Source organism: Patescibacteria group bacterium, from assembly GCA_034660655.1.
GTDB lineage: Bacteria > Patescibacteriota > Patescibacteriia > JAACEG01 > JAACEG01 > JAACEG01.
Genome location: JAYEJU010000014.1, coordinates 1 through 18,328 on the forward strand (window position 1 = coordinate 1; position 18,328 = coordinate 18,328).

Sequence of the window (18,328 nt, forward strand, 5' to 3'; positions counted from 1 at the left end):
ATAATATTCTTCTTTTTTATTTTGCTCTAAGGTAAAAATATTTTTTTTTATTTCTTCATATAATTTTTCCATTTCCATATAAACTGGTAATCTCTTAACTTTATCTTGAACATCTAATGATTTATCTAATTTATTTATTTTATTCATTTCTTCTTTTTCTTCAATTTTTTGTTTTGTAAAAATCAAATTGTCTTTTATATCTTTTAACTTATTCAACTTTTTTATACAGTTTGCTTGTTTTTCTGTTTTTATCTTTTTTATGTTGTTTAATTCTTTTTTGTATTTTTTTTCCTCTATTTCATCTATTAAATTTTCTTGTTTTAATTCAAAAATTAAATTTTGAATTTCAGAAATTATGTGATTTATGTTTTTTTTATATTCATTTTCTAAAGAATTGTTAGCTTCTTTTTTATTTTCTTCTTTTTCTTTTTTTTTAGAAATTTCATCCTTTTCAAACTCAGATTTAAAATTATCTATTCTGTCAGCAATATTTGTTGTTATTTCTTTATTGGTTAAATAATAAAGAAGTTTTGACAATTCTTTTTTTGATTCTTCCATTTTTTCTATATCTCCATAATTATTATCAATATCATCTGCAAGCATTTGAGCTTCTTTAACTATTTCTAGATCTTCTGGATGATTATTATCCGGAAGAGCTTCGTCTATATTTTCTATAAACTCATCCAAAATAATTTCTGAGTGATGTTTTATTTGTTCGGCTTTTTTATTTGTTTCTTGTTCTGCTTCAACATTTTTTTTAATTATTTGTGGTATTTTTTCGTTCATAAAATTAAACTAAAAATTATTTTTTGTCTTTTATGCTTTGTAGAAATTCAATTGCAAAATCTTCCAACGCTTTCTTGCATTTTCCTTCAAAATCGTTAATATGTTCAGAAAAAAATTTTTGAATTTGCGTTGGAGACGGTTTATTGTTTATTTGAATGAAGTTTTTATAATTTTCCAACCCCTGCTCGTCAAGCTCGTTCATTAAAATTAATCCTAGTCTTTCTTGAATTTGGGCCATCAGCCGTTCCTTATAAGAATTTTTAAATTCCTCGTTTAAATTATTCAAACCAGCAGACTCCATTAACTGGCTGATAAATTGTTCCAAATAATCTTGTTGCATATATTTATTTAAAATAATTAATTTAAGCTAAAATATGTTAAATAATTTTGCTAAAAATAAAACATAAATTAAAAGAAACATCGCGCCTTCGTAATTATGTATTTTGCGTGAAATTCCAGAAAAAACATAAAGAATTGTAGCAACGGCTAAAAATGGAATCGCAATATACAAAATATCATTTGTTGCCTTAAGCGGACCTAAAAGAGATGATAGCCCAACAACTAAAGATCCATTGAATAGATTTGACCCAAAAATATTGCCAATTGCCAAATCCCCATTTCCATTTTTAACAGCGCGGATAGTTACCGCTAACTCAGGCAATGAAGTTCCAATAGCAACGGCTGATAAAGCTATCGCGGAAGTTGTAATTCCTATCAAAGCTGATAATTCTAAAACAGAAGAAACAGTAAATTTAGCGCCTAAAAAAAGAAATAAAGCGCTTGCGATCAAAATTAAAATTAAAGTAGGATTTATTTTTTTAGGAATTAATTTTTCTTTTGTTTCATCTAATTTCTTTTTTATTTCTTCGCCAATAGTGTCGTGCCGGCTTTTATACAAATAGAAAAAATAAATAGCAAAAAAAGAAATCGCGATAATTCCTTCAAAAATATTAATTTCCTTATCCCACGCCACCATTGCTATAAGTCCAGCAGTAGAAGCCGCAAACAAAGGCAAATCTAAATTTATAATATCATAATCAACTTTTATTTTTTTAACTGTTATGGCTGTGATCCCGACAATCAATAAAATATTAGCGATGTTAGATCCAACCACATTTCCAAGAACAATTTCGCTTGAATTATTTAGGACAGCGATAATTGAAGTAAAAAGTTCTGGCAAGGAAGTTCCTAAAGCAACAACTGTCATTCCAATAAAAAATGGAGACACGCCTAAAATCAGACCAATTTTTTCAGCCGCATTAACAAAATATTCAGCAGACTTTACTAAAACAAACAAACTAATAATCAATACAAAAAACCAAAATAAAAACATAATTTAGAATTAAGAATTATGAAACTCTCTTTTGTCACCCACTCGTATCAGAAGTACGGGGTAAGCTTCGACGGAATCCATATTTCACGCGATAAACAACTGGATTCCTCCAGATAAATATTGGGAGGAACGACATTTAATTTAGCCAATATAAATTCATATATTTTAAATTATACAATAAACAAAAAATACGGTCAATGTATAAAAAATTTAATTTATTTAAAAATAACGGCAATAATGGTTCATAATTGCCATATTGTCAATAATTTGTTATGATTAGTTAAAAGTTTAAAGTTAGAAAAGTCAAAAATAAAATAGACTTTGATTTTATAGATTTCCGAATTTCAACTAAATTTATGCATTTAAAAAGAATAGAAATAAAAGGATTTAAATCTTTTGCAAACAAAGCTGTTTTGGAATTTCCAGAACCGCAAAAAAACGATAAAGGAATTACAGCGATTGTAGGTCCTAATGGCGCAGGCAAATCAAATATTGTTGATGCTATAAGATGGACATTGGGCGAGCAAAGCACAAAACTTTTGCGCGGAAAAAAATCTCAGGATGTTATTTTCCACGGATCAAACGAACGAAGCAGGCTTGGCATGGCGGAAGTTTCGTTATTTATAGACAACAAAGATAAAACAATTCCTATTGAATATTCAGAACTTGCGCTCACAAGAAGGCTTTATCGCAATGGAGAAAGCGCGTATTTGATAAACAAATCTAACGCTAAATTAAACGATATTATTATGCTTTTGGCAAAAGCTAATTTTGGGCAAAAAAGTTTTAGCATTATTGGGCAGGGAATGATTGATCAAATTTTACGCGCTGGCTTTAAAGAAAGAAAAGAATTTTTCGACGAAGCTGTTGGGATTAAACAGTACCAAATTAAAAAACGCCAAACAATAAATGACTTGGAAAAAGCAAGAAATAATTTGTCTAAAATCAAAATTATTTTGACAGAACTTGAACCGCGCTTAAAATTATTGTCGCGCCAGGCTAAAAAGTTAGAACAACGAAAAATCATAAAACAAGAATTAAGAAATTCGCAAATAAAATATTACAGCAATATTTTTTTTCACAACCAAGAAAAAATAGAAAAAATTAATAATCAAATAAGAGAAAAAAAGTTAATAGACGCGAAGTTCGGCAATCAACTTTTAGATTTGCAAAAAAAATTCGCTTTATTATCGCGAGAAAATAGTTTAGATTTTAAATTTGACAAATTAAAACAAGAATTTGATTTTTATGTTGATAAAAAGAATATAATGTTAAGAGATTTAGCTCTTTTAAAAGGCGAAATAGACGTGGAATATAAAAAAATTGGAAAACTTAATTTGGTTTGGCTTGCGAAAAATAAAGATGAATTATTAACGCAAAGAAATAAAATAGAAAATGATTTAAAATATTGCTGTGAAGAAAATAAAAAAATTGAAAAAAGCGTAAAAGAATATGAAGATAAAAAAAATAAGATTAGTAGGCTATTGCGAGAAACAAGCGAAAAAATAGAACAACTGTTGGAAGACAATAAAGCTAAAAAAATAAATAAAACAGATAAGGAGGTAATTAAGAAAATTATAATTTGCCAGCAAGAATTAATTAAGCAGATTGAAACAGCAAAAGAAATAAAAGACATAAAAGCAATAAAGCAAAAAGCAAAAGCAATAAAGCAAGACTTGGACGAATTAGTTAAAGAAAACAAAGTTGAGGAGAATGAATCAATAAAAAAAGAAATTTTTGAATTAACAAATATTAAAAACGATTTGATAGATCAAAAAAATGACATTTTCGCGAATATAAACAGTTTGGAAATAAAAAAGAATGTTAATAATGAAAAAAAGAAAATTTTACAATCTCGTTTGCTTGAAATAGTTGAAAATTTAAAAAAAGTAGAAAACGAAATTGAAAATAGCAAGCCAAGCGACGCGAAAACAGCATTAAAATCTTATGAAACGCGCGAACAAAAAATTAATATTAAAATTAAAGAAATTGACAAAAAAATATTATTTGTTAAAAAAGAACTTGATAATTTTAATAAAAAAGAGCAGGAAAAAAGAGACAGCGCGTTTTTTTTGCAAGACAAAATTCAAGAACAGCAAGCAGAAATAAATCAGAGCAGAAATATTATTAATGGTTTAATGATTGAGTCTGCGAAATTAGAAACACAAAAAGAAAATTTAGAAACAGAAATAAACAGGGAATTAAAAAGCATTGATTGTTTAGATAAAAATTTGGCTGATGAAAATATAGATATAGAAAAAATCAGCAGATTAAAATCGCAATTGGAATTAATTGGCGGAATTGACCCTGAAACAGCAAAAGAATATGAGGAAACAAAAGAACGACGCGATTTTATTTTCAATCAAATAAATGATTTAGAAGAAGCAAGTAAGCGATTGGAAAAAGTTGTTGTTGATTTAGACAAAATTATAAAAAATAGATTTGACAAATCTTTTATTGAGATAAACAAAAATTTTAATAAATATTTTAAAATTTTATTTAATGGAGGGGAAGCAAAATTAGTAAAAAACATTATTCAAAAAAATAAAGAAGATGAACTTGATGAAAAAGGCGAAACTATTAAGACAGATGATGACAAAAAAGAACAAAACGAAATTGACATTGAGATTCAGGTGGCGCCTGTCGGCAAAAAATTAAAAGACATTAATATTTTTTCAGGCGGAGAAAAATCTTTAACTTCAATCGCTTTAATTTGCGCGATTATATCAATTAATCCTTCGCCTTTTGTAATTTTAGACGAAGTTGACGCGTCTCTTGATGAAGCCAACTCAGTTCGTTTCGCGAAAATTATTAAGAATTTATCGCATAAAACACAATTCATCGCTATCACTCACAATAGAACGACAATGGAATCGGCAAGAATCCTTTATGGAATAACAATGCAAGAAAAAGGAGTGTCTAAAATTTTAAGCTTGAATTTAGAAGACGCGCAAGAAACAGCAACAAAATAAATTTAATTAAAATTTATGTATTGGCTTTTTATTGTTGTTATTGGCTATTTGCTAAACGCAATAGCAATGACAACAGACAAATTTATTCTTACAAAATTTATTTCTCGTCCGGCAGTATTTGCTTTTAATGTTGGAATTTCAAATGTCGCTATTATTTTTATTTTAGCTCCTTTTTGTTTAAAATGGATTGATCTTTTTCAAATTATAATTAGTTTATTAGCAGGCGTCAGTTTTATAATGGCAATATTTTTTATGTATAAGGCCGTGAAGCAGGATGAAGTAAGTCGCGTCGCACCATATATTGGAAGCTTAAATCCTGTTTTTATTTTTATTCTCGCATGGTTTTTTTTAGGAGAACAACTAACATTAAAACAGGTAATTGCTTTTATTTTTATCATAAGCGGAGGAATTTTAATCTCTTGGCAGTTTCAAGACAAAAAAAATCTGTTTTATTGTTTAATTCCTAAATATATTCAAAAAAAAATTAAAAAAAATATTACTAGATCCAAAATGAAAATTTTAGGAATAGCAACAATTTCCGCGATTCTTTTTGCAATGTCTTATACTCTTACCAAATATATTTATAATTCAACAGACTTTCTTAATGGTTTTGTTTGGACGCGATTTGGAGTTGTCTTAGGATCTCTATTGCTTCTTCCTAAAATTAATCTGCGAAAAATTTTTCCACCAAAGAAAAAAGACAGAAAAAAAACAGGAATGGTTTTTCTTTTTGGGCAAATATGCGGTGGCTTAAGCTTCTTTCTAATAAATTACGCTTTTTCAATAAACAGTGTTACATTAACTCATGCCTTACAAGGCTTGCAATATGTTTTTTTGTTTTTAATAATTTTGATTTTAAGCAAAAAATTCCCTTTTATTTTAAAAGAAAAAATAACGCCCTTTGTTTTAGCGCAAAAAATTTGCGCTATTCTTTTAATCTGCGGAGGGCTGTTTTTTCTAATTGTTTAATTCAAATTACAAAATGTATTAATTTTTATTTTTTATTGTCATTCCCGTAAAAACGGGAATCCAGAAATATTTAGTATTGGATTCCCAATCAAGTTGGGAATGACATTTAAAAAAATTTTATGATATTTTTGAACAAACTAAAAAAAAGGTTAAATTCTAAAATCAAAAAAATCGCTTTTTTTTCATTTATGATAGCTTTGTTAATAATTTTAACAATTCTATTTTTATTTTGGCCGCGCGATATGTCAAAAGGCAAAACGCCAATTTATGGTTTAAATTTTTCACAAAAATACGCGACTGATTTAGGGCTTGATTGGAGAAAAACATATCTTGCGATAATCAATGAATTAAGTCCAGAACGTTTAAGAATCTCAGCGCACTGGGATCTGATAGAAAAAAAACAAGGCAAATACGATTTTTCTTATCTTGATTGGCAGATAAAACAAGCAGAAAAAAAAAATATAAAAGTAATTTTAGCAATTGGAAGACGCACTCCAAGATGGCCTGAATGCCATACGCCGATTTGGGCAAAAAATTTTTCAGAAAAAAAACAGCAGAAATTAATTTTAAAATTGTTAAAAGAAGAAATAAATCATTTTAAAAAATATAATAATATAATTTACTGGCAACTGGAAAACGAACCCCTGCTTGATTTATTTGGCGAATGCCCAAAAGGAGACAAGAAATTTTTAGACAAAGAAATTGCCTTGGTAAAATCTTTGACTAAAAGGCCAATTATTTTAACTGACAGCGGAGAATTAAGCAGTTGGAGAACATTGTCAAAAAAAGCTGATATTTTAGGAACAAGTATGTACAAAACTGTTTGGAATAAATATTGGAGGTTTTTAACTTATCCTTTCCCGCCAACGTTTTATTATTATAAAGCAAAAATAAATCAATTTTTTCACAAAAATTTACGCAAAGTGATTATTACTGAATTGCAAGGAGAGGCATGGGCTAATGCTCCGCTTAACACAATACCGATCGAAAAACAATTTAGATCAATGGATATAGAAAAATTTAAAAATATTTTAATCTACGCGCGCAGAAGCGGATTAAATGAAATTTATATTTGGGGCGCTGAATGGTGGTATTGGCTGAAGCAAAACAATGATGATTCTTTTTGGATAGAAGCTCAAAATGTTTTAAAAAATCACTAAACCCTTGTCAAAAACCAAAAAGCATGCTAACATCCACTTATAATTTTAATTAAAAATTTTTAGTTTTAATCTAAAAGCTAATAAAGCTAAAAACTAAAAACTAAGAGTAAAATTCTATGTCTAGAAGATGTGAAATTTGTAATAAAAAATCTTTAACAGCAAATAAAAGAAGCCATTCAATGGTCGCGACAAAAAGAAAACAGCATGCTAATCTTCAAAATAAAAAAATTAATGGAAAAAAAGTAAAAGTCTGCACAAGCTGTTTAAGAACTATTGCCAAAAAATCAAAATAAATAAATATAATCCGAATCTATAAATTGTATCCGCCTGCCGGCAGGCAGGAATACTCCTAAAATAAAATAATACGAATTATAATTCGTGTTTGAGGTATTAGGATAATAGTTTATAATATTCGGATTATATATTTTTATGAATAAAATTTTAAAAATATTTTTATTTTTCGCGATAATATTTAATTGTTCTGCTGTTTTCGCGCAAGAAAACAATGATAATATTGTTGTTTCACATTCTTATGAAAAAGCAATGGTTTTAAGTGTTGAAGATATTATAGAAGAAATTGACAAAAAAAATAACCACGGAGGCAAGGAAATAGTTAGCTTTCAAAAACTTAAAATAAAAATTTTAAGCGGAAAATATAAAAATGACGAGCAAGAAATAAAAAATAGCATTTCTAATAATCCTTTGGATTTAAACATCAAAAAAGGAGATAAAATTTTAATTTATATAGAAGAACTTCAGAATGGAGCATATACGACGCAAGTTCAAGGATTTTATGTTTTGCCAAGCATGATTTTTCTTATCCTTTTATTTTTTTTAGTTCTTTTAATCATTGGCGGAAAACAGGGATTAAAGGCAATTCTTAGCTTGGCTGTTTCAATTTTTTTAATTTTTAAGCTGTTTATTCCAAGAGCTTTAAACGGAGATAACCCAATACTTTTATCTCTTATCGTGTCAGCCATAATCGCGATAGTAACTTTAACATTGATAAGCGGTTTTCGTAAAAAAACAATTTCCGCTATTTTAGGAACGATAGGCGGAGTCGCGTCAGCCGCTTTGTTGGCAATTATTTTTGGAAATTTCGCGCATCTTAACGGTTTGTCAGATGAAAATGCCATAACTATGTTTTCCCAATTTTCAAGTCTTGATTTTAAAGGGCTTTTATTCGCGGGAATTATTATTGGAGCATTAGGAGCTGTAATGGATGTTGCTATGTCAATTTCTTCAACAATTGCCGAAGTTAAAAAAGCAAATCCACAGATTAAAAAAACAAGATTGATTAAAGCAGGGCTTGCGGTTGGAAAAGATATTATGGGCACTATGTCTAACACTTTGATTTTTGCTTATGTTGGATCTTCTTTATTTTTAGTTTTACTTTTTACGCAATATGGAGAGTCTTATTTGAATTTTTTGAATTTTAATTTTGTGGCGGAAGAAATAGTTAGATCTATTGCTGGTAGTATTGGTCTGATTTTAGCTGTTCCTTTAACAGCAATAATCGCCGGATATTTGGAAAGCAAAAATAAATAATCTATAACCCTTGCATTATTTTAAATCTGTGTTAATATAAAATTACAATAAAAATAAATTTAATTAGACCTGAAGGGTCTTTTTTAAAACAAAAAATATGGGAATTGCGAATAATAAATTAGTAAAATATATATACGGCTCTTATGTTGAAATGAAGAAAGTCACTTGGCCGACTCGTCCAGAAACAGTTAGATTAACAATGGCGGTTATTTTAATCAGCTTAGTTATAGCTGCTTTTTTAGGATTTTTAGATTTTATGTTTTCTTTTGGAATAGAAAAAATAATAACTATTTTTAATTCGTAATTTCAACCAAAGGCTGGATAGTCTCTGGCTGGGATATTAACTAAATATGTCTAAACAAATTTCACAAGGAAAATTGTGGTATGTAATACATACTTATTCTGGATATGAAGAAAATGTAAAAAGCAATTTAAAACAGCGAATTGAATCAATGGGAATGGATGACAAAATTTTTAATATTTTAATTCCGACAGAAAAAAAGATAAAAATTAAAAATGGCAGGAGAAAAGTCGTGACTGAAAAAATTTTTCCAGGATATATTTTAGTTGAGATGGTTGTTACAGATGAATCATGGTATGTTGTTAGAAACACTCCGAATGTTACGGGTTTTATTGGCTCAGGAACAACGCCTGTCCCTGTTTCGCAAAAAGAAATAAAAGATTTGCAAAAAAGAATGGGGGTTGAAGAGCCTAAATTTAAAATTGATTTTAATATTGATGATCATGTGAAAATAATTGATGGTCCGTTTAAAAATTCTGAAGGCAAGGTTTCAAACATTGATGAAGAACGCGGAAAAATTAAAGTGTTGGTGTCTATGTTCGGACGTGAAACTCCTGTAGAATTAGATTCACTACAAGCTAAAAAAATATAAATTTAGCCTCATTAGCTTATAGCTTTATTAGCTTATTAGAATCAAAATTTTTTATGATTTTAAAATAGAAGCTAACGAAGCTAACGAAGCTAACGAAGCTAACGAAGCTAATTTATGAAAAAAATTAAAACAACAATAAAATTACAAATCCCAGGAGGACAAGCAAATCCAGCGCCTCCTATTGGCCCTGCCCTAGGACAGCATGGCTTAAATATAGCTGAATTTTGCCAGAGATTTAATGATGCGACAAAAAGCAAAAATGGAGAAATTATTCCCTGCGAAATTTCTGTTTATGAAGATAGAAGCTATGATTTTATTTTAAAAACTTCTCCAGCCGCTGAATTAATTAAAAAAGCAGCGAATATTAAAAAAGGATCTGGCAATCCTTTAACTAGTAAAATAGGCAAAATCACTAAAGTTCAGCTTGAAGAAATCGCTAAAATCAAAATGCCGGACTTAAACGCGAATTCTGTTGAAGCGGCAATGAAAATTATAGAAGGCACGGCAAAACAAATGGGCGTGGAAATAATAGATTAACTAAAAAATTATGAAAAGAGAAAAAAAAGAAAAAATTAAATTAGAGTTTGATAAAACAAAAATTTATTTGATAGAAGACGCTATTGAATTAGTGAAAAAAATTTCTAAAACTAAATTTGACGCTTCAATAGAGATTCATATTCGTTTGGGAATTGATCCAAAAAAAGGAGACCAGCAAGTCCGTGGAACAATAATTTTGCCAAATTCCGTATCTAAACAAAAAAAGATAGCGGTTTTTGCTGAAGATGAAAAACAAAAAGAAGCAAAAACAGCAGGAGCGGACATTGTTGGAAGCGAGGAATTAATTCAAAAAATTAAACAAACAAAAAAAATTGATTTTGATATAGCAATAGCGACTCCTAACACGATGAAGCTTCTATCTTCTATTGCGAAAATTTTAGGTCCGAAAGGTTTAATGCCGTCGCCGAAAAATGGAACAATAACTACTGACTTACCTAAAACAATTAAAGAATTTAAACAAGGAAAAGTTGTTTTCAAAAATGATGATACAGGCAATATCCACCAAATGATTGGCAAAATTTCTTTAGACAATAAAAAAATTCTTGAAAATTACGAAATATTTTTGAAAATACTGAATAAAGTAAAGCCAACAACTGCCAAAGGAATTTATATTAAGAATATTTTTCTTTGTTCAACAATGGGGCCAAGCATAAAAATTGAATATAAATAAAATATAAATAATTTAATTACGGTTATTCGGTAAATTAAAATTTTTAAAAAAAAATTTACTGAATAATTAGTTTACAATTATGGACAACGAAACAAAACAAAAAATTATTAAGAAGTTTCAACTTCACAAAAACGACACAGGATCAACAGAAGTGCAGATAGCTATTTTAAGCCATGAAATAGACGAATTAAGCAGTCATTTAAAAAAGCATATTCATGACTATTCTTCAAGAAGAGGTTTATTTAAAAAAATATGCCAAAGAAAAAAATTGATTAAATATTTACGTAAAGAAGATATAGACAGTTTATACAAAATTGCTCAAATTTTAAAATTGAAAATAGCTAAATCTTTAAAAGAAGAATTGGAAGATATCGCTAATTTGAACAAAGTGAATGAAGAAAAAAAACAAAATAAGGAAGAAAATAAAGAAAAAATATAAATAAAATCTTGAGCTAAATTTTAGCTCAAGATTTTTAATAAATTTTTTGTGTAATTAATTAAACGCGTTTAACTAACAGACTTATAGTTTATGAATTTATTCATAAATTACTGCCTGTTGGTTAAATGCTTAGCAACATTTGTATGAAAGAACAAAAAAACATCCATTCTTTTTCAATGGAATGGGGAGGCAGAACATTATCTGTTGAAAAGGGGCGTTTAGCCAATCAAACTACTTGCTCGTTAAGAGTCCAATACGGCGAAACAGTTGTTTTGGCAACAGTAGTAAGGTCAAAAGAAAAAAGAGAGGGAATAAATTATTTTCCGCTAATGGTTGATTATGAGGAAAAATTATACGCGGCTGGAAAAATTAAAGGATCTAGATTTATTAAACGGGAAGGAAGACCCACAGACGAAGCAGTCTTAAACGGCAGAATGGTTGATCGCGCTATCAGACCATTATTTAATGATAAAGACCGCAATGAAATTCAAGTAATTTTAAGCATTTTGTCGGTTGACCAAGAAAATATCCCGGGAGTAATTGCTTTAATCGCTGCTTCTTTTGCTTTGCATATCTCTCCTATTAATTGGAAAGGACCGATTGGCGGAGTGCGAATTGGCAGGATTGATGAAAAATTCATTGTTAATCCGACTTATGAAGAGTTAGAAAAAAGCGATTTGGATTTGATTGTTGCAGGAACAGACAAAAAAATAATTATGATTGAAGCAGGCGCGAAAGAAGTAAAAGAAGATATTATGTTTGAAGCAATGGAATTTGCCAAAAAACAGATAACTCCTTTAATTGAGTTTATAGAAAAGATTGCTAAAAAATTGCCTGAACAGGAAAAAATCGCAATAGAAGAAGAACAAGAAAACTCAGCTTTACCTTTGATTGAAAAATTTTTAAACGAAAATTTAGAAAAACATTTGTTTGATAAAAGCTTAAAAACTAAAGTAGAAAGAAAAGAAAAATTAGACTTATTAAAAGAAAATTTATTACAACATTTAATATCTAATAATATAGAAGAAGATGACGCTAAAATAGCAATTAAAAAAATGAATGAATATGTTGATTCAGCCGTGAGTGAAGCAATAATAAAAAATGAGCAAAGAGTTGACGGCAGAAATATAGATGAAGTTAGAAAATTATCTTCAGATGTCGCGATTCTTCCGCGAACCCACGGATCAGGATTGTTTAATCGCGGAGAAACGCAAGTTTTGTCAGTTGTGACGTTAGGACCTCCAAGCGCTGAACAGCTTTTAGATGGCATGGAAGAAAACGGGACAAAACATTTTATGCATCATTATAATTTCCCTCCATTTTCCGTTGGAGAAACAGGATTTATGCGAGGGCCTGGCCGTCGTGACATCGGACACGGAGCTTTGGCTGAAAAAGCCCTATTTCCTGTCTTGCCAAGCAAGGATGATTTTCCTTATACTATTAGAATTGTGAGCGAAGTTTTATCATCAAATGGTTCAAGTTCTATGGGCGCTGTTTGCGGTTCAACTCTTTCGCTAATGGACGCTGGAGTTCCTATTAAAAAACCTGTTGCTGGAATTGCTATTGGAATATCATCTAATAAAGATATGAGCGAATGGAAAGTTTTAACAGATATACAAGATTTAGAAGACGGAGAAGGCGGAATGGATTTTAAAGTTGCTGGAACCTGTGATGGAATTACAGCTATTCAATTAGACACAAAAACTCTTGGGATAAATTCAGAAATTACAAAAGAGGCATTGCAAAAAGCGCTAAAAGCCAGATTAAAAATTTTAGATGTTATTAAAAATACGATTAAAGAGCCAAGAAAAGATTTGTCAAAATACGCTCCGCGAGTCATTTCTTTAAAAATTAATCCTGACAAAATCAGAACTGTTATCGGACCAGGAGGAAAAATGATCAATAAAATTATTGATGAAACAGGAGCAAGTATTGACATAGAAGACGACGGCACTGTGTTTATTTCTTCTGTTGACAACGAGTCTATGGATAAGGCTGTTCAATGGGTCAAAGATTTAACTCATGAAGTTAAAGCAGGAGAGCTTTATAAAGGAACAGTAATGCGTATTATGGATTTTGGAGCTTTTGTTGAAGTGCTTCCGGGACAGGAAGGATTGGTTCATATTTCCGAGTTGTCTTATGGGCATACAAACAAAGTTGAAGATGTGGTAAAAATGGGAGACGTTATCCCTGTAAAAGTTATTGAGATTGACAGTGTTGGAAGAATAAATTTGTCATATAAAGATACTCAGCCAAAACCTGATCATATTGAAGAAAAGCCGTTTGTAAAAAAAGATTTTAATAACAGAGGACCAAAACGAAATTTTTTTAACAAAAAACCAAGGCGATAATGTTGCTTAAATTATGTTATTTAATTTCTTAAAAATTATCACAAATATAATCAAAAAACCTCTTGTTAAAAAAATTTCAAGAGGTTTTTTGATTTTGATTTTTATTGTTTTAATCTGGGCGATTTTTGGGTTTAATTTTCAAAAAGATAAAAAAGCTAATTTAGACAGCTTAAATAAAAATCAAATAGTAAAAAATTATTTGTTGAAAAACAATGCAGGCGATTTAAAAGGCGAATTTTTTTACAGGAACGGTTATTTAACGCTAAGAATAAAAAATAAAACATCTAAAAATTTAGCTTATAATTTAAAATATTTTTTTTACAAACCGTTTTTTAATTATTTTGAAAGCCGTTATTTGAAAAATTGCGATTTGCAAGATGATACTATAATAATCAAAAATATAAATTTAAAAAATTTTTTATTAGAATATCAAGACGCGACAGAACAACAGCTTATTTCCATTTTTAATAATGAAAATCTAACTAACAATTTTAGCCAGGAGCAGACAAGCAAATTTTTATCAGTATTGGACGGAAATTCTGAAATAATAATTGATTTTAAAAATAAAAATAATATTATTTATTTTGGCAAAATCAAATTAAATAATTTAAAGAATAAACAGGTTAAACTAGAAAATTTTGAAGACAGCGTAAGATATATTTTGGGAATCTTAAATCCAAAACAAAAAAAAATGATTTTGCCTGATAAGACAGTTGCCAAAGAGCTTATTATTGATAAAGATCAGTTTGTTTTTAAAACTAAAAGTGTTAATGGGGAAAAAATAAGATATTTGCAAGCAAAAGAGAATAATTTTAATATAGCTTATTATATTAGAAATGATTTTTTTATTTTTTCCAATTCTTTAGAAAAAATAAAAAGCGATTTTCCTTCTTTATTTAAAAATGATGGCTCGCATATAATTATTATCCCAACGAAAATTTTTAAAAAATTTCAAATAGTTAAAGAAATTTTTCACAATAAAATTGAGAATTATAGCGCGGTAATTATCACAAAAGATAAGATAACAAATGAAACACTTTTGATTTTTAAATAACATAAAAAACAGTTTAGATAAGAAACATCTAAACTGTTTTAAAGGTTTAAAATTTCAATAATTTTTTGCGACAAGTGTTTTCTTGTGGATTTTAATTTGCCGCCCGCTCTCACAAATTCTCTTTTTTGGCAATTAAAATCTGACCAAGAAAGAAAATTATTTTTATGCTTTATAGGCTCGTCGTCAAAATCTGACAAGACAAGAAATTTATGTTTATCTTTTTTGTGAACATGCTTTATTAAATCCATAGAGCCGTTTGAACAGCTTATAACTATAAGCTCTATATTTTCTATTCCATTTAATCTTAAAAAATTTGTTGCCTGACTTGTTGTGTGAACGAGAGTTAAATCTATTTTGCCTCCTAGCAGATATTTTGTTAATAAAAAAGTTATTTTTTCATTGTCAAATATCAGCACTTTTGGTTTTTTCATTTATTCCCCTTTGTTTTTACTTATATTCTAAATAATATTTTTTAAAAGTCAATAACTTTTATTCTTTTTATTAAATAATTGTTCGGCAGGACAGCCAATTTTTCTTTGTTCACAAAATTTGCATGCCAAAGAGCCCCTAATAAAACTATTTCCAGCAGAAGTAAGAATTATTAATGTTACTATCAATAATAAAATCAACCAATTAAAATTCAATATCAATAATACTGCTCCCGTAAGCAATAGGATTATTGAAACAAAAAAATCCGGGAGCATATCTTTCAAGGTAATTTTGTTTTTGATAAATTTTTGCGAATCTCCTTTTTTGAAAAACAAAAAACTTATTTTTCCTTTGCCAAAACCACAGAATTTTCCGTAATAATAACAATTTACGCAACTTCTTTTCATTAAACGAATTTCTAATCCCAAAATATATAATACATAAAATAACAGCCAAATAATACCTACTTGATAAATAATAAACGCGCCTGCGAAATAAATTGCAATTGACACAAGATTAGAAATAATCATTATCCAGCATGGATAGTTTTCAAAATATTTTTGTTGTCTCATAATCTTTACATCTTTATTAATATAAATGTTACCATTATATAAATTTTGTTCTTCTTTCAAATTTTAATAAATAAGAGATTGCCAAAAAGCCAACATTTCGAGGGATTTCAACTTATTTACTAGATTCAGAATAACGCAGCATAGCGTTTTATTTGCTTGTATTGGTTGAAATGTTTCGATTTTGCCACTTATCCGACAGTCTCAAATAGATCTTTTTCTGAAGCGAAGCGGAAGAAAACACATTATTATCCCCCTCTTTTGTTTTAGAAAAAATCAAATTCCTGTCTGCCGACAGGCAGGTATTCCTCCTTTAAAAGCCTATCGTCATTATTCATATTAGAAGAATATTTTTTGAATTGCGTATAACATATCCAAATATCTGAAGTTTTTAGGAGCCGAAGGCGGAGAAAAATTTGAAAAAATTACGAGCCGAGCAATTTTCCTTTTATCCCTTGTCAGGCGAGGGTCGGCGTAGTGAAACGAAGCCGAAGTGCAGCGCCCCCCTGAGTTGAAAACTGGTGTCATTATTAATTCAAAGAAAAATTTATTCGAGAAATAACTTACTATATTGGAACTTCTTTAGATTATCTTCAATATCTTTGTAGATTTTATCACAAATCATTCCACCTGCAATAAAAACTTCCTGAGTTATATCCACTAAACAAAAATCAGGCATCTTAAAATTATTATTTTCTTCTAAAGTTGCAAATTCAAAATCAACAACTACAAGACCTGCTAAATCATCTTTAAAAACATCGAATTCTGCAGTTCTACCTTTATAATCATAAAAATATCTTATTTTACTAACCCTCTTTCCTTCAAGTTGTTGATTTAAAGCATTAAATTCAGTTTCAGTGAGAATTATTGTTTGCTCTTCTTGATATGAAGCGTCTCCGTCATTAACAGGCTCTTTTTTTGTTAATTCGAATTTATTACCATTTTTTCTAAGTCTTAATTTTGGATGCTCACTAGATTTAGGAATATACACATCAATAATCTCTTTGAATTTGCAACTTTTCAAATTTTCAGGAAGTTTTTTTGCTAAATAAGTTTTTTCTAATTCGATCATAATATTAAAAATAGTAAATAAAGTATTATAAATTTTTCTTTTTCTATTCTAGCCAGTTTTCAATTTCATATAACATATGCGTATATCGGAAGTTCTTTTGACCAAAACACATTATTTGCAATTAAATATTTTTTGATTTCTTTTAATTACTTTGCAACTCTTATCTAAAAATTGTTTTAAGTTTATTTTTCATTACCAATAACTAACTTCAATAAAAGGAAGTGAAATCATACAAAAAAATGGTATTATTGCAAAGTTGATTAATATAATGTATCTTTTACGATGGTCTTACCAATTTTAGCAAAGACAACTTTGCAAAGCTAAAAATCAATCCCATGAATTGTTTATGAGCACGGAAGTCGTTTTAGATGACGAATTGTTTAGCTTGGTTTTTCCTGTCTTGGTCGAATATTTTTTCTATCTTTCACGGAAATAGTATTGTGAAAATTAATTTATTATTTGTTTTTCATATTTTGTAAAAATATTTTTCAGTCCAGATTTGATAATAATTAAATCAACCAAATTTTCAATTTCTTGATATTTCATTTTTTGTGATTTTTCATAAACAAACAAATGAATCAATTCATGAATGATTGTTTCCAGAATAAAATCAACTTTTGCGTCTATGTTTACAAAAATTTTGTCGGGATAGTCATAATAACCGTAGCACCCATAAAATGTTAAAAAGCATTTATACTCTTTCTTTATATCCAAACAATATTCTTTTTATTATATTTTTCAAGAAAATTGAGAACGGCTGATTCTTTTTCTTTCCACGCTTTCACAATTTTTTCTTTTGTGGATTTAATTTTGAATTTTTCCTCATCTTTTTTTATTTGTTCATCAATTATCAGGCTGTCTTTTTTTGACGTGTTGTCAAAAGGAAAATAAAAAAACATTTTATTTCTTTCAAAATGAGGAATGCACTCTTCAATAAAATTCAATTTCTTTTTTATTTGATTTTTGTCGTAAATTATTTTAATTTTCATATTTTTTGTAAAATAAATGCCCTGCACTATTAATTATAGTTTAGGGCATTTTGAGAGATAAATCAACAGAAAATTTCCAGTATTTCCTTAATTTCCTGATAATTTATTTCATATAATATGCGCGCTTAATGCGAAGTGATCAGACCAAAACGAGCGAAGCGAAGTTTTGGGATGGGCATTTCGCATAAGCAGCTGTTATGCGATGTACATTTTTTCCTTTTGATTTCTCGCAGAGAAATCACTCTAAAAAATAATCAGATTTTGTTTTTTTGTTTAGGGCAAAGGGAATAGGGGAATTAAACGGGTGAATAACCGGAGCCCAAAATACCTTATTTGCAATTAAATAGTTTTTTATTTTTTTTAATGGCTTTGTAGCTTTTATCTAAAAATTGCTCAAAATTTTTACTTTTATTATAAAACTCAGTAAAATATTCCGGAGCTGTTTTATTGTTTATTTTTATTTTTTTATGTTCTTCATAAAAAACAGCTTTTAGCTTCAATATTTTTTTTATTCTTTGGTCGTTTAAAATAATCGG

The 18,328-nt window shown here is 28.7% G+C and carries 20 protein-coding genes and 1 pseudogene; 12 read left to right on the forward strand and 9 right to left on the reverse strand.

From position 1 onward, the window contains the following. The 3 genes from U9O55_00820 to U9O55_00830 form a co-directional block, all read right to left on the reverse strand. Nucleotides 1-786 (reverse strand): hypothetical protein (locus tag U9O55_00820; GenBank protein ID MEA2088368.1); only part of this gene is annotated, 786 nt, incomplete at its 3' end. Between the two features lie 16 nt (nucleotides 787-802). After that, nucleotides 803-1,126 carry a hypothetical protein gene (locus tag U9O55_00825; GenBank protein ID MEA2088369.1) on the reverse strand — a complete coding sequence of 108 codons (324 nt, stop codon included), beginning with the start codon at nucleotides 1,124-1,126 and terminating at the stop codon, nucleotides 803-805. A gap of 27 nt (nucleotides 1,127-1,153) precedes the next feature. Continuing rightward, nucleotides 1,154-2,119 carry a calcium/sodium antiporter gene (locus tag U9O55_00830; GenBank protein MEA2088370.1) on the reverse strand — a complete coding sequence of 322 codons (966 nt, stop codon included), beginning with the start codon at nucleotides 2,117-2,119 and terminating at the stop codon, nucleotides 1,154-1,156. Nucleotides 2,120-2,475: 356 nt separating this feature from the next. On the opposite strand from U9O55_00830, the gene U9O55_00835 reads away from it, so the two are divergent. From U9O55_00835 to U9O55_00890, 12 genes and pseudogenes are all read left to right on the forward strand, one after another. Beyond that, nucleotides 2,476-5,091 carry a chromosome segregation SMC family protein gene (locus U9O55_00835; GenBank protein ID MEA2088371.1) on the forward strand — a complete coding sequence of 872 codons (2,616 nt, stop codon included), beginning with the start codon at nucleotides 2,476-2,478 and terminating at the stop codon, nucleotides 5,089-5,091. A gap of 15 nt (nucleotides 5,092-5,106) precedes the next feature. After that, nucleotides 5,107-6,060 (forward strand): EamA family transporter, encoded by a 954-nt coding sequence (locus U9O55_00840; GenBank protein MEA2088372.1) that lies wholly within the window; start codon nucleotides 5,107-5,109, stop codon nucleotides 6,058-6,060. 128 nt (nucleotides 6,061-6,188) lie between these two features. Beyond that, the gene (locus tag U9O55_00845; GenBank protein ID MEA2088373.1) at nucleotides 6,189-7,220 is read left to right on the forward strand and encodes a beta-galactosidase; all 1,032 of its coding nucleotides are present in this window, start codon (nucleotides 6,189-6,191) and stop codon (nucleotides 7,218-7,220) included. Nucleotides 7,221-7,336: 116 nt separating this feature from the next. After that, on the forward strand, nucleotides 7,337-7,513 hold the full coding sequence (gene rpmB, locus U9O55_00850) for a 50S ribosomal protein L28 (protein MEA2088374.1): 177 nt from the start codon (nucleotides 7,337-7,339) through the stop codon (nucleotides 7,511-7,513). Between the two features lie 136 nt (nucleotides 7,514-7,649). Then, on the forward strand, nucleotides 7,650-8,768 hold the full coding sequence (locus tag U9O55_00855; GenBank protein MEA2088375.1) for a YibE/F family protein: 1,119 nt from the start codon (nucleotides 7,650-7,652) through the stop codon (nucleotides 8,766-8,768). Between the two features lie 97 nt (nucleotides 8,769-8,865). Further along, a complete protein-coding gene (gene secE / locus U9O55_00860) occupies nucleotides 8,866-9,072 on the forward strand; it encodes a preprotein translocase subunit SecE (protein MEA2088376.1) in 207 nt (68 codons plus the stop codon). 46 nt (nucleotides 9,073-9,118) lie between these two features. Then, nucleotides 9,119-9,661, forward strand: a complete 543-nt coding sequence (gene nusG, locus U9O55_00865) for a transcription termination/antitermination protein NusG (GenBank protein MEA2088377.1) — start codon at nucleotides 9,119-9,121, stop codon at nucleotides 9,659-9,661. A 114-nt stretch (nucleotides 9,662-9,775) separates the two neighbouring features. Further along, nucleotides 9,776-10,198 carry a 50S ribosomal protein L11 gene (gene rplK, locus U9O55_00870; GenBank protein ID MEA2088378.1) on the forward strand — a complete coding sequence of 141 codons (423 nt, stop codon included), beginning with the start codon at nucleotides 9,776-9,778 and terminating at the stop codon, nucleotides 10,196-10,198. A 10-nt stretch (nucleotides 10,199-10,208) separates the two neighbouring features. Beyond that, nucleotides 10,209-10,889 (forward strand): 50S ribosomal protein L1, encoded by a 681-nt coding sequence (rplA, locus tag U9O55_00875; GenBank protein ID MEA2088379.1) that lies wholly within the window; start codon nucleotides 10,209-10,211, stop codon nucleotides 10,887-10,889. A 79-nt stretch (nucleotides 10,890-10,968) separates the two neighbouring features. Further along, nucleotides 10,969-11,226, forward strand: a pseudogene (gene rpsO / locus U9O55_00880) (30S ribosomal protein S15). Nucleotides 11,227-11,471: 245 nt separating this feature from the next. Beyond that, entirely contained in the window at nucleotides 11,472-13,679 is a 2,208-nt protein-coding gene (locus U9O55_00885) for a polyribonucleotide nucleotidyltransferase (GenBank protein ID MEA2088380.1), read from the forward strand. A 13-nt stretch (nucleotides 13,680-13,692) separates the two neighbouring features. After that, entirely contained in the window at nucleotides 13,693-14,733 is a 1,041-nt protein-coding gene (locus U9O55_00890) for a hypothetical protein (GenBank protein MEA2088381.1), read from the forward strand. A gap of 38 nt (nucleotides 14,734-14,771) precedes the next feature. Here U9O55_00890 and U9O55_00895 read toward each other — a convergent pair whose 3' ends face one another. From U9O55_00895 to U9O55_00920, 6 genes are all read right to left on the reverse strand, one after another. Then, entirely contained in the window at nucleotides 14,772-15,164 is a 393-nt protein-coding gene (locus U9O55_00895; GenBank protein ID MEA2088382.1) for a hypothetical protein, read from the reverse strand. 48 nt (nucleotides 15,165-15,212) lie between these two features. Continuing rightward, nucleotides 15,213-15,734, reverse strand: coding sequence for a hypothetical protein (locus U9O55_00900; GenBank protein MEA2088383.1), 522 nt, complete (start codon nucleotides 15,732-15,734; stop codon nucleotides 15,213-15,215). A 544-nt stretch (nucleotides 15,735-16,278) separates the two neighbouring features. After that, entirely contained in the window at nucleotides 16,279-16,803 is a 525-nt protein-coding gene (locus U9O55_00905) for a hypothetical protein (GenBank protein ID MEA2088384.1), read from the reverse strand. A gap of 447 nt (nucleotides 16,804-17,250) precedes the next feature. Further along, complete coding sequence (locus tag U9O55_00910; protein ID MEA2088385.1) at nucleotides 17,251-17,517, reverse strand: hypothetical protein; 267 nt, start codon at nucleotides 17,515-17,517, stop codon at nucleotides 17,251-17,253. Then, on the reverse strand, nucleotides 17,508-17,792 hold the full coding sequence (locus U9O55_00915) for a hypothetical protein (GenBank protein ID MEA2088386.1): 285 nt from the start codon (nucleotides 17,790-17,792) through the stop codon (nucleotides 17,508-17,510). Before U9O55_00915 ends, U9O55_00910 begins: the two co-directional genes overlap by 10 nt. A gap of 329 nt (nucleotides 17,793-18,121) precedes the next feature. Further along, on the reverse strand, nucleotides 18,122-18,328 hold a 207-nt coding region (locus U9O55_00920; GenBank protein ID MEA2088387.1), incomplete at its 5' end, for a hypothetical protein.

What these genes read in the sequence shown, in the direction of transcription:
- U9O55_00825 (MEA2088369.1), bottom strand. Translation starts at nt 1,126, where the DNA reads ATGCAACAAGATTATTTGGAACAATTTATCAGCCAGTTAATGGAGTCT.
- U9O55_00830 (MEA2088370.1), bottom strand. Translation starts at nt 2,119, where the DNA reads ATGTTTTTATTTTGGTTTTTTGTATTGATTATTAGTTTGTTTGTTTTA.
- U9O55_00835 (MEA2088371.1), top strand. Translation starts at nt 2,476, where the DNA reads ATGCATTTAAAAAGAATAGAAATAAAAGGATTTAAATCTTTTGCAAAC.
- U9O55_00840 (MEA2088372.1), top strand. Translation starts at nt 5,107, where the DNA reads ATGTATTGGCTTTTTATTGTTGTTATTGGCTATTTGCTAAACGCAATA.
- rpmB (MEA2088374.1), top strand. Translation starts at nt 7,337, where the DNA reads ATGTCTAGAAGATGTGAAATTTGTAATAAAAAATCTTTAACAGCAAAT.
- U9O55_00855 (MEA2088375.1), top strand. Translation starts at nt 7,650, where the DNA reads ATGAATAAAATTTTAAAAATATTTTTATTTTTCGCGATAATATTTAAT.
- secE (MEA2088376.1), top strand. Translation starts at nt 8,866, where the DNA reads ATGGGAATTGCGAATAATAAATTAGTAAAATATATATACGGCTCTTAT.
- nusG (MEA2088377.1), top strand. Translation starts at nt 9,119, where the DNA reads ATGTCTAAACAAATTTCACAAGGAAAATTGTGGTATGTAATACATACT.
- rplK (MEA2088378.1), top strand. Translation starts at nt 9,776, where the DNA reads ATGAAAAAAATTAAAACAACAATAAAATTACAAATCCCAGGAGGACAA.
- rplA (MEA2088379.1), top strand. Translation starts at nt 10,209, where the DNA reads ATGAAAAGAGAAAAAAAAGAAAAAATTAAATTAGAGTTTGATAAAACA.
- U9O55_00885 (MEA2088380.1), top strand. Translation starts at nt 11,472, where the DNA reads ATGAAAGAACAAAAAAACATCCATTCTTTTTCAATGGAATGGGGAGGC.
- U9O55_00890 (MEA2088381.1), top strand. Translation starts at nt 13,693, where the DNA reads ATGTTATTTAATTTCTTAAAAATTATCACAAATATAATCAAAAAACCT.
- U9O55_00895 (MEA2088382.1), bottom strand. Translation starts at nt 15,164, where the DNA reads ATGAAAAAACCAAAAGTGCTGATATTTGACAATGAAAAAATAACTTTT.
- U9O55_00900 (MEA2088383.1), bottom strand. Translation starts at nt 15,734, where the DNA reads ATGAGACAACAAAAATATTTTGAAAACTATCCATGCTGGATAATGATT.
- U9O55_00905 (MEA2088384.1), bottom strand. Translation starts at nt 16,803, where the DNA reads ATGATCGAATTAGAAAAAACTTATTTAGCAAAAAAACTTCCTGAAAAT.
- U9O55_00915 (MEA2088386.1), bottom strand. Translation starts at nt 17,792, where the DNA reads ATGAAAATTAAAATAATTTACGACAAAAATCAAATAAAAAAGAAATTG.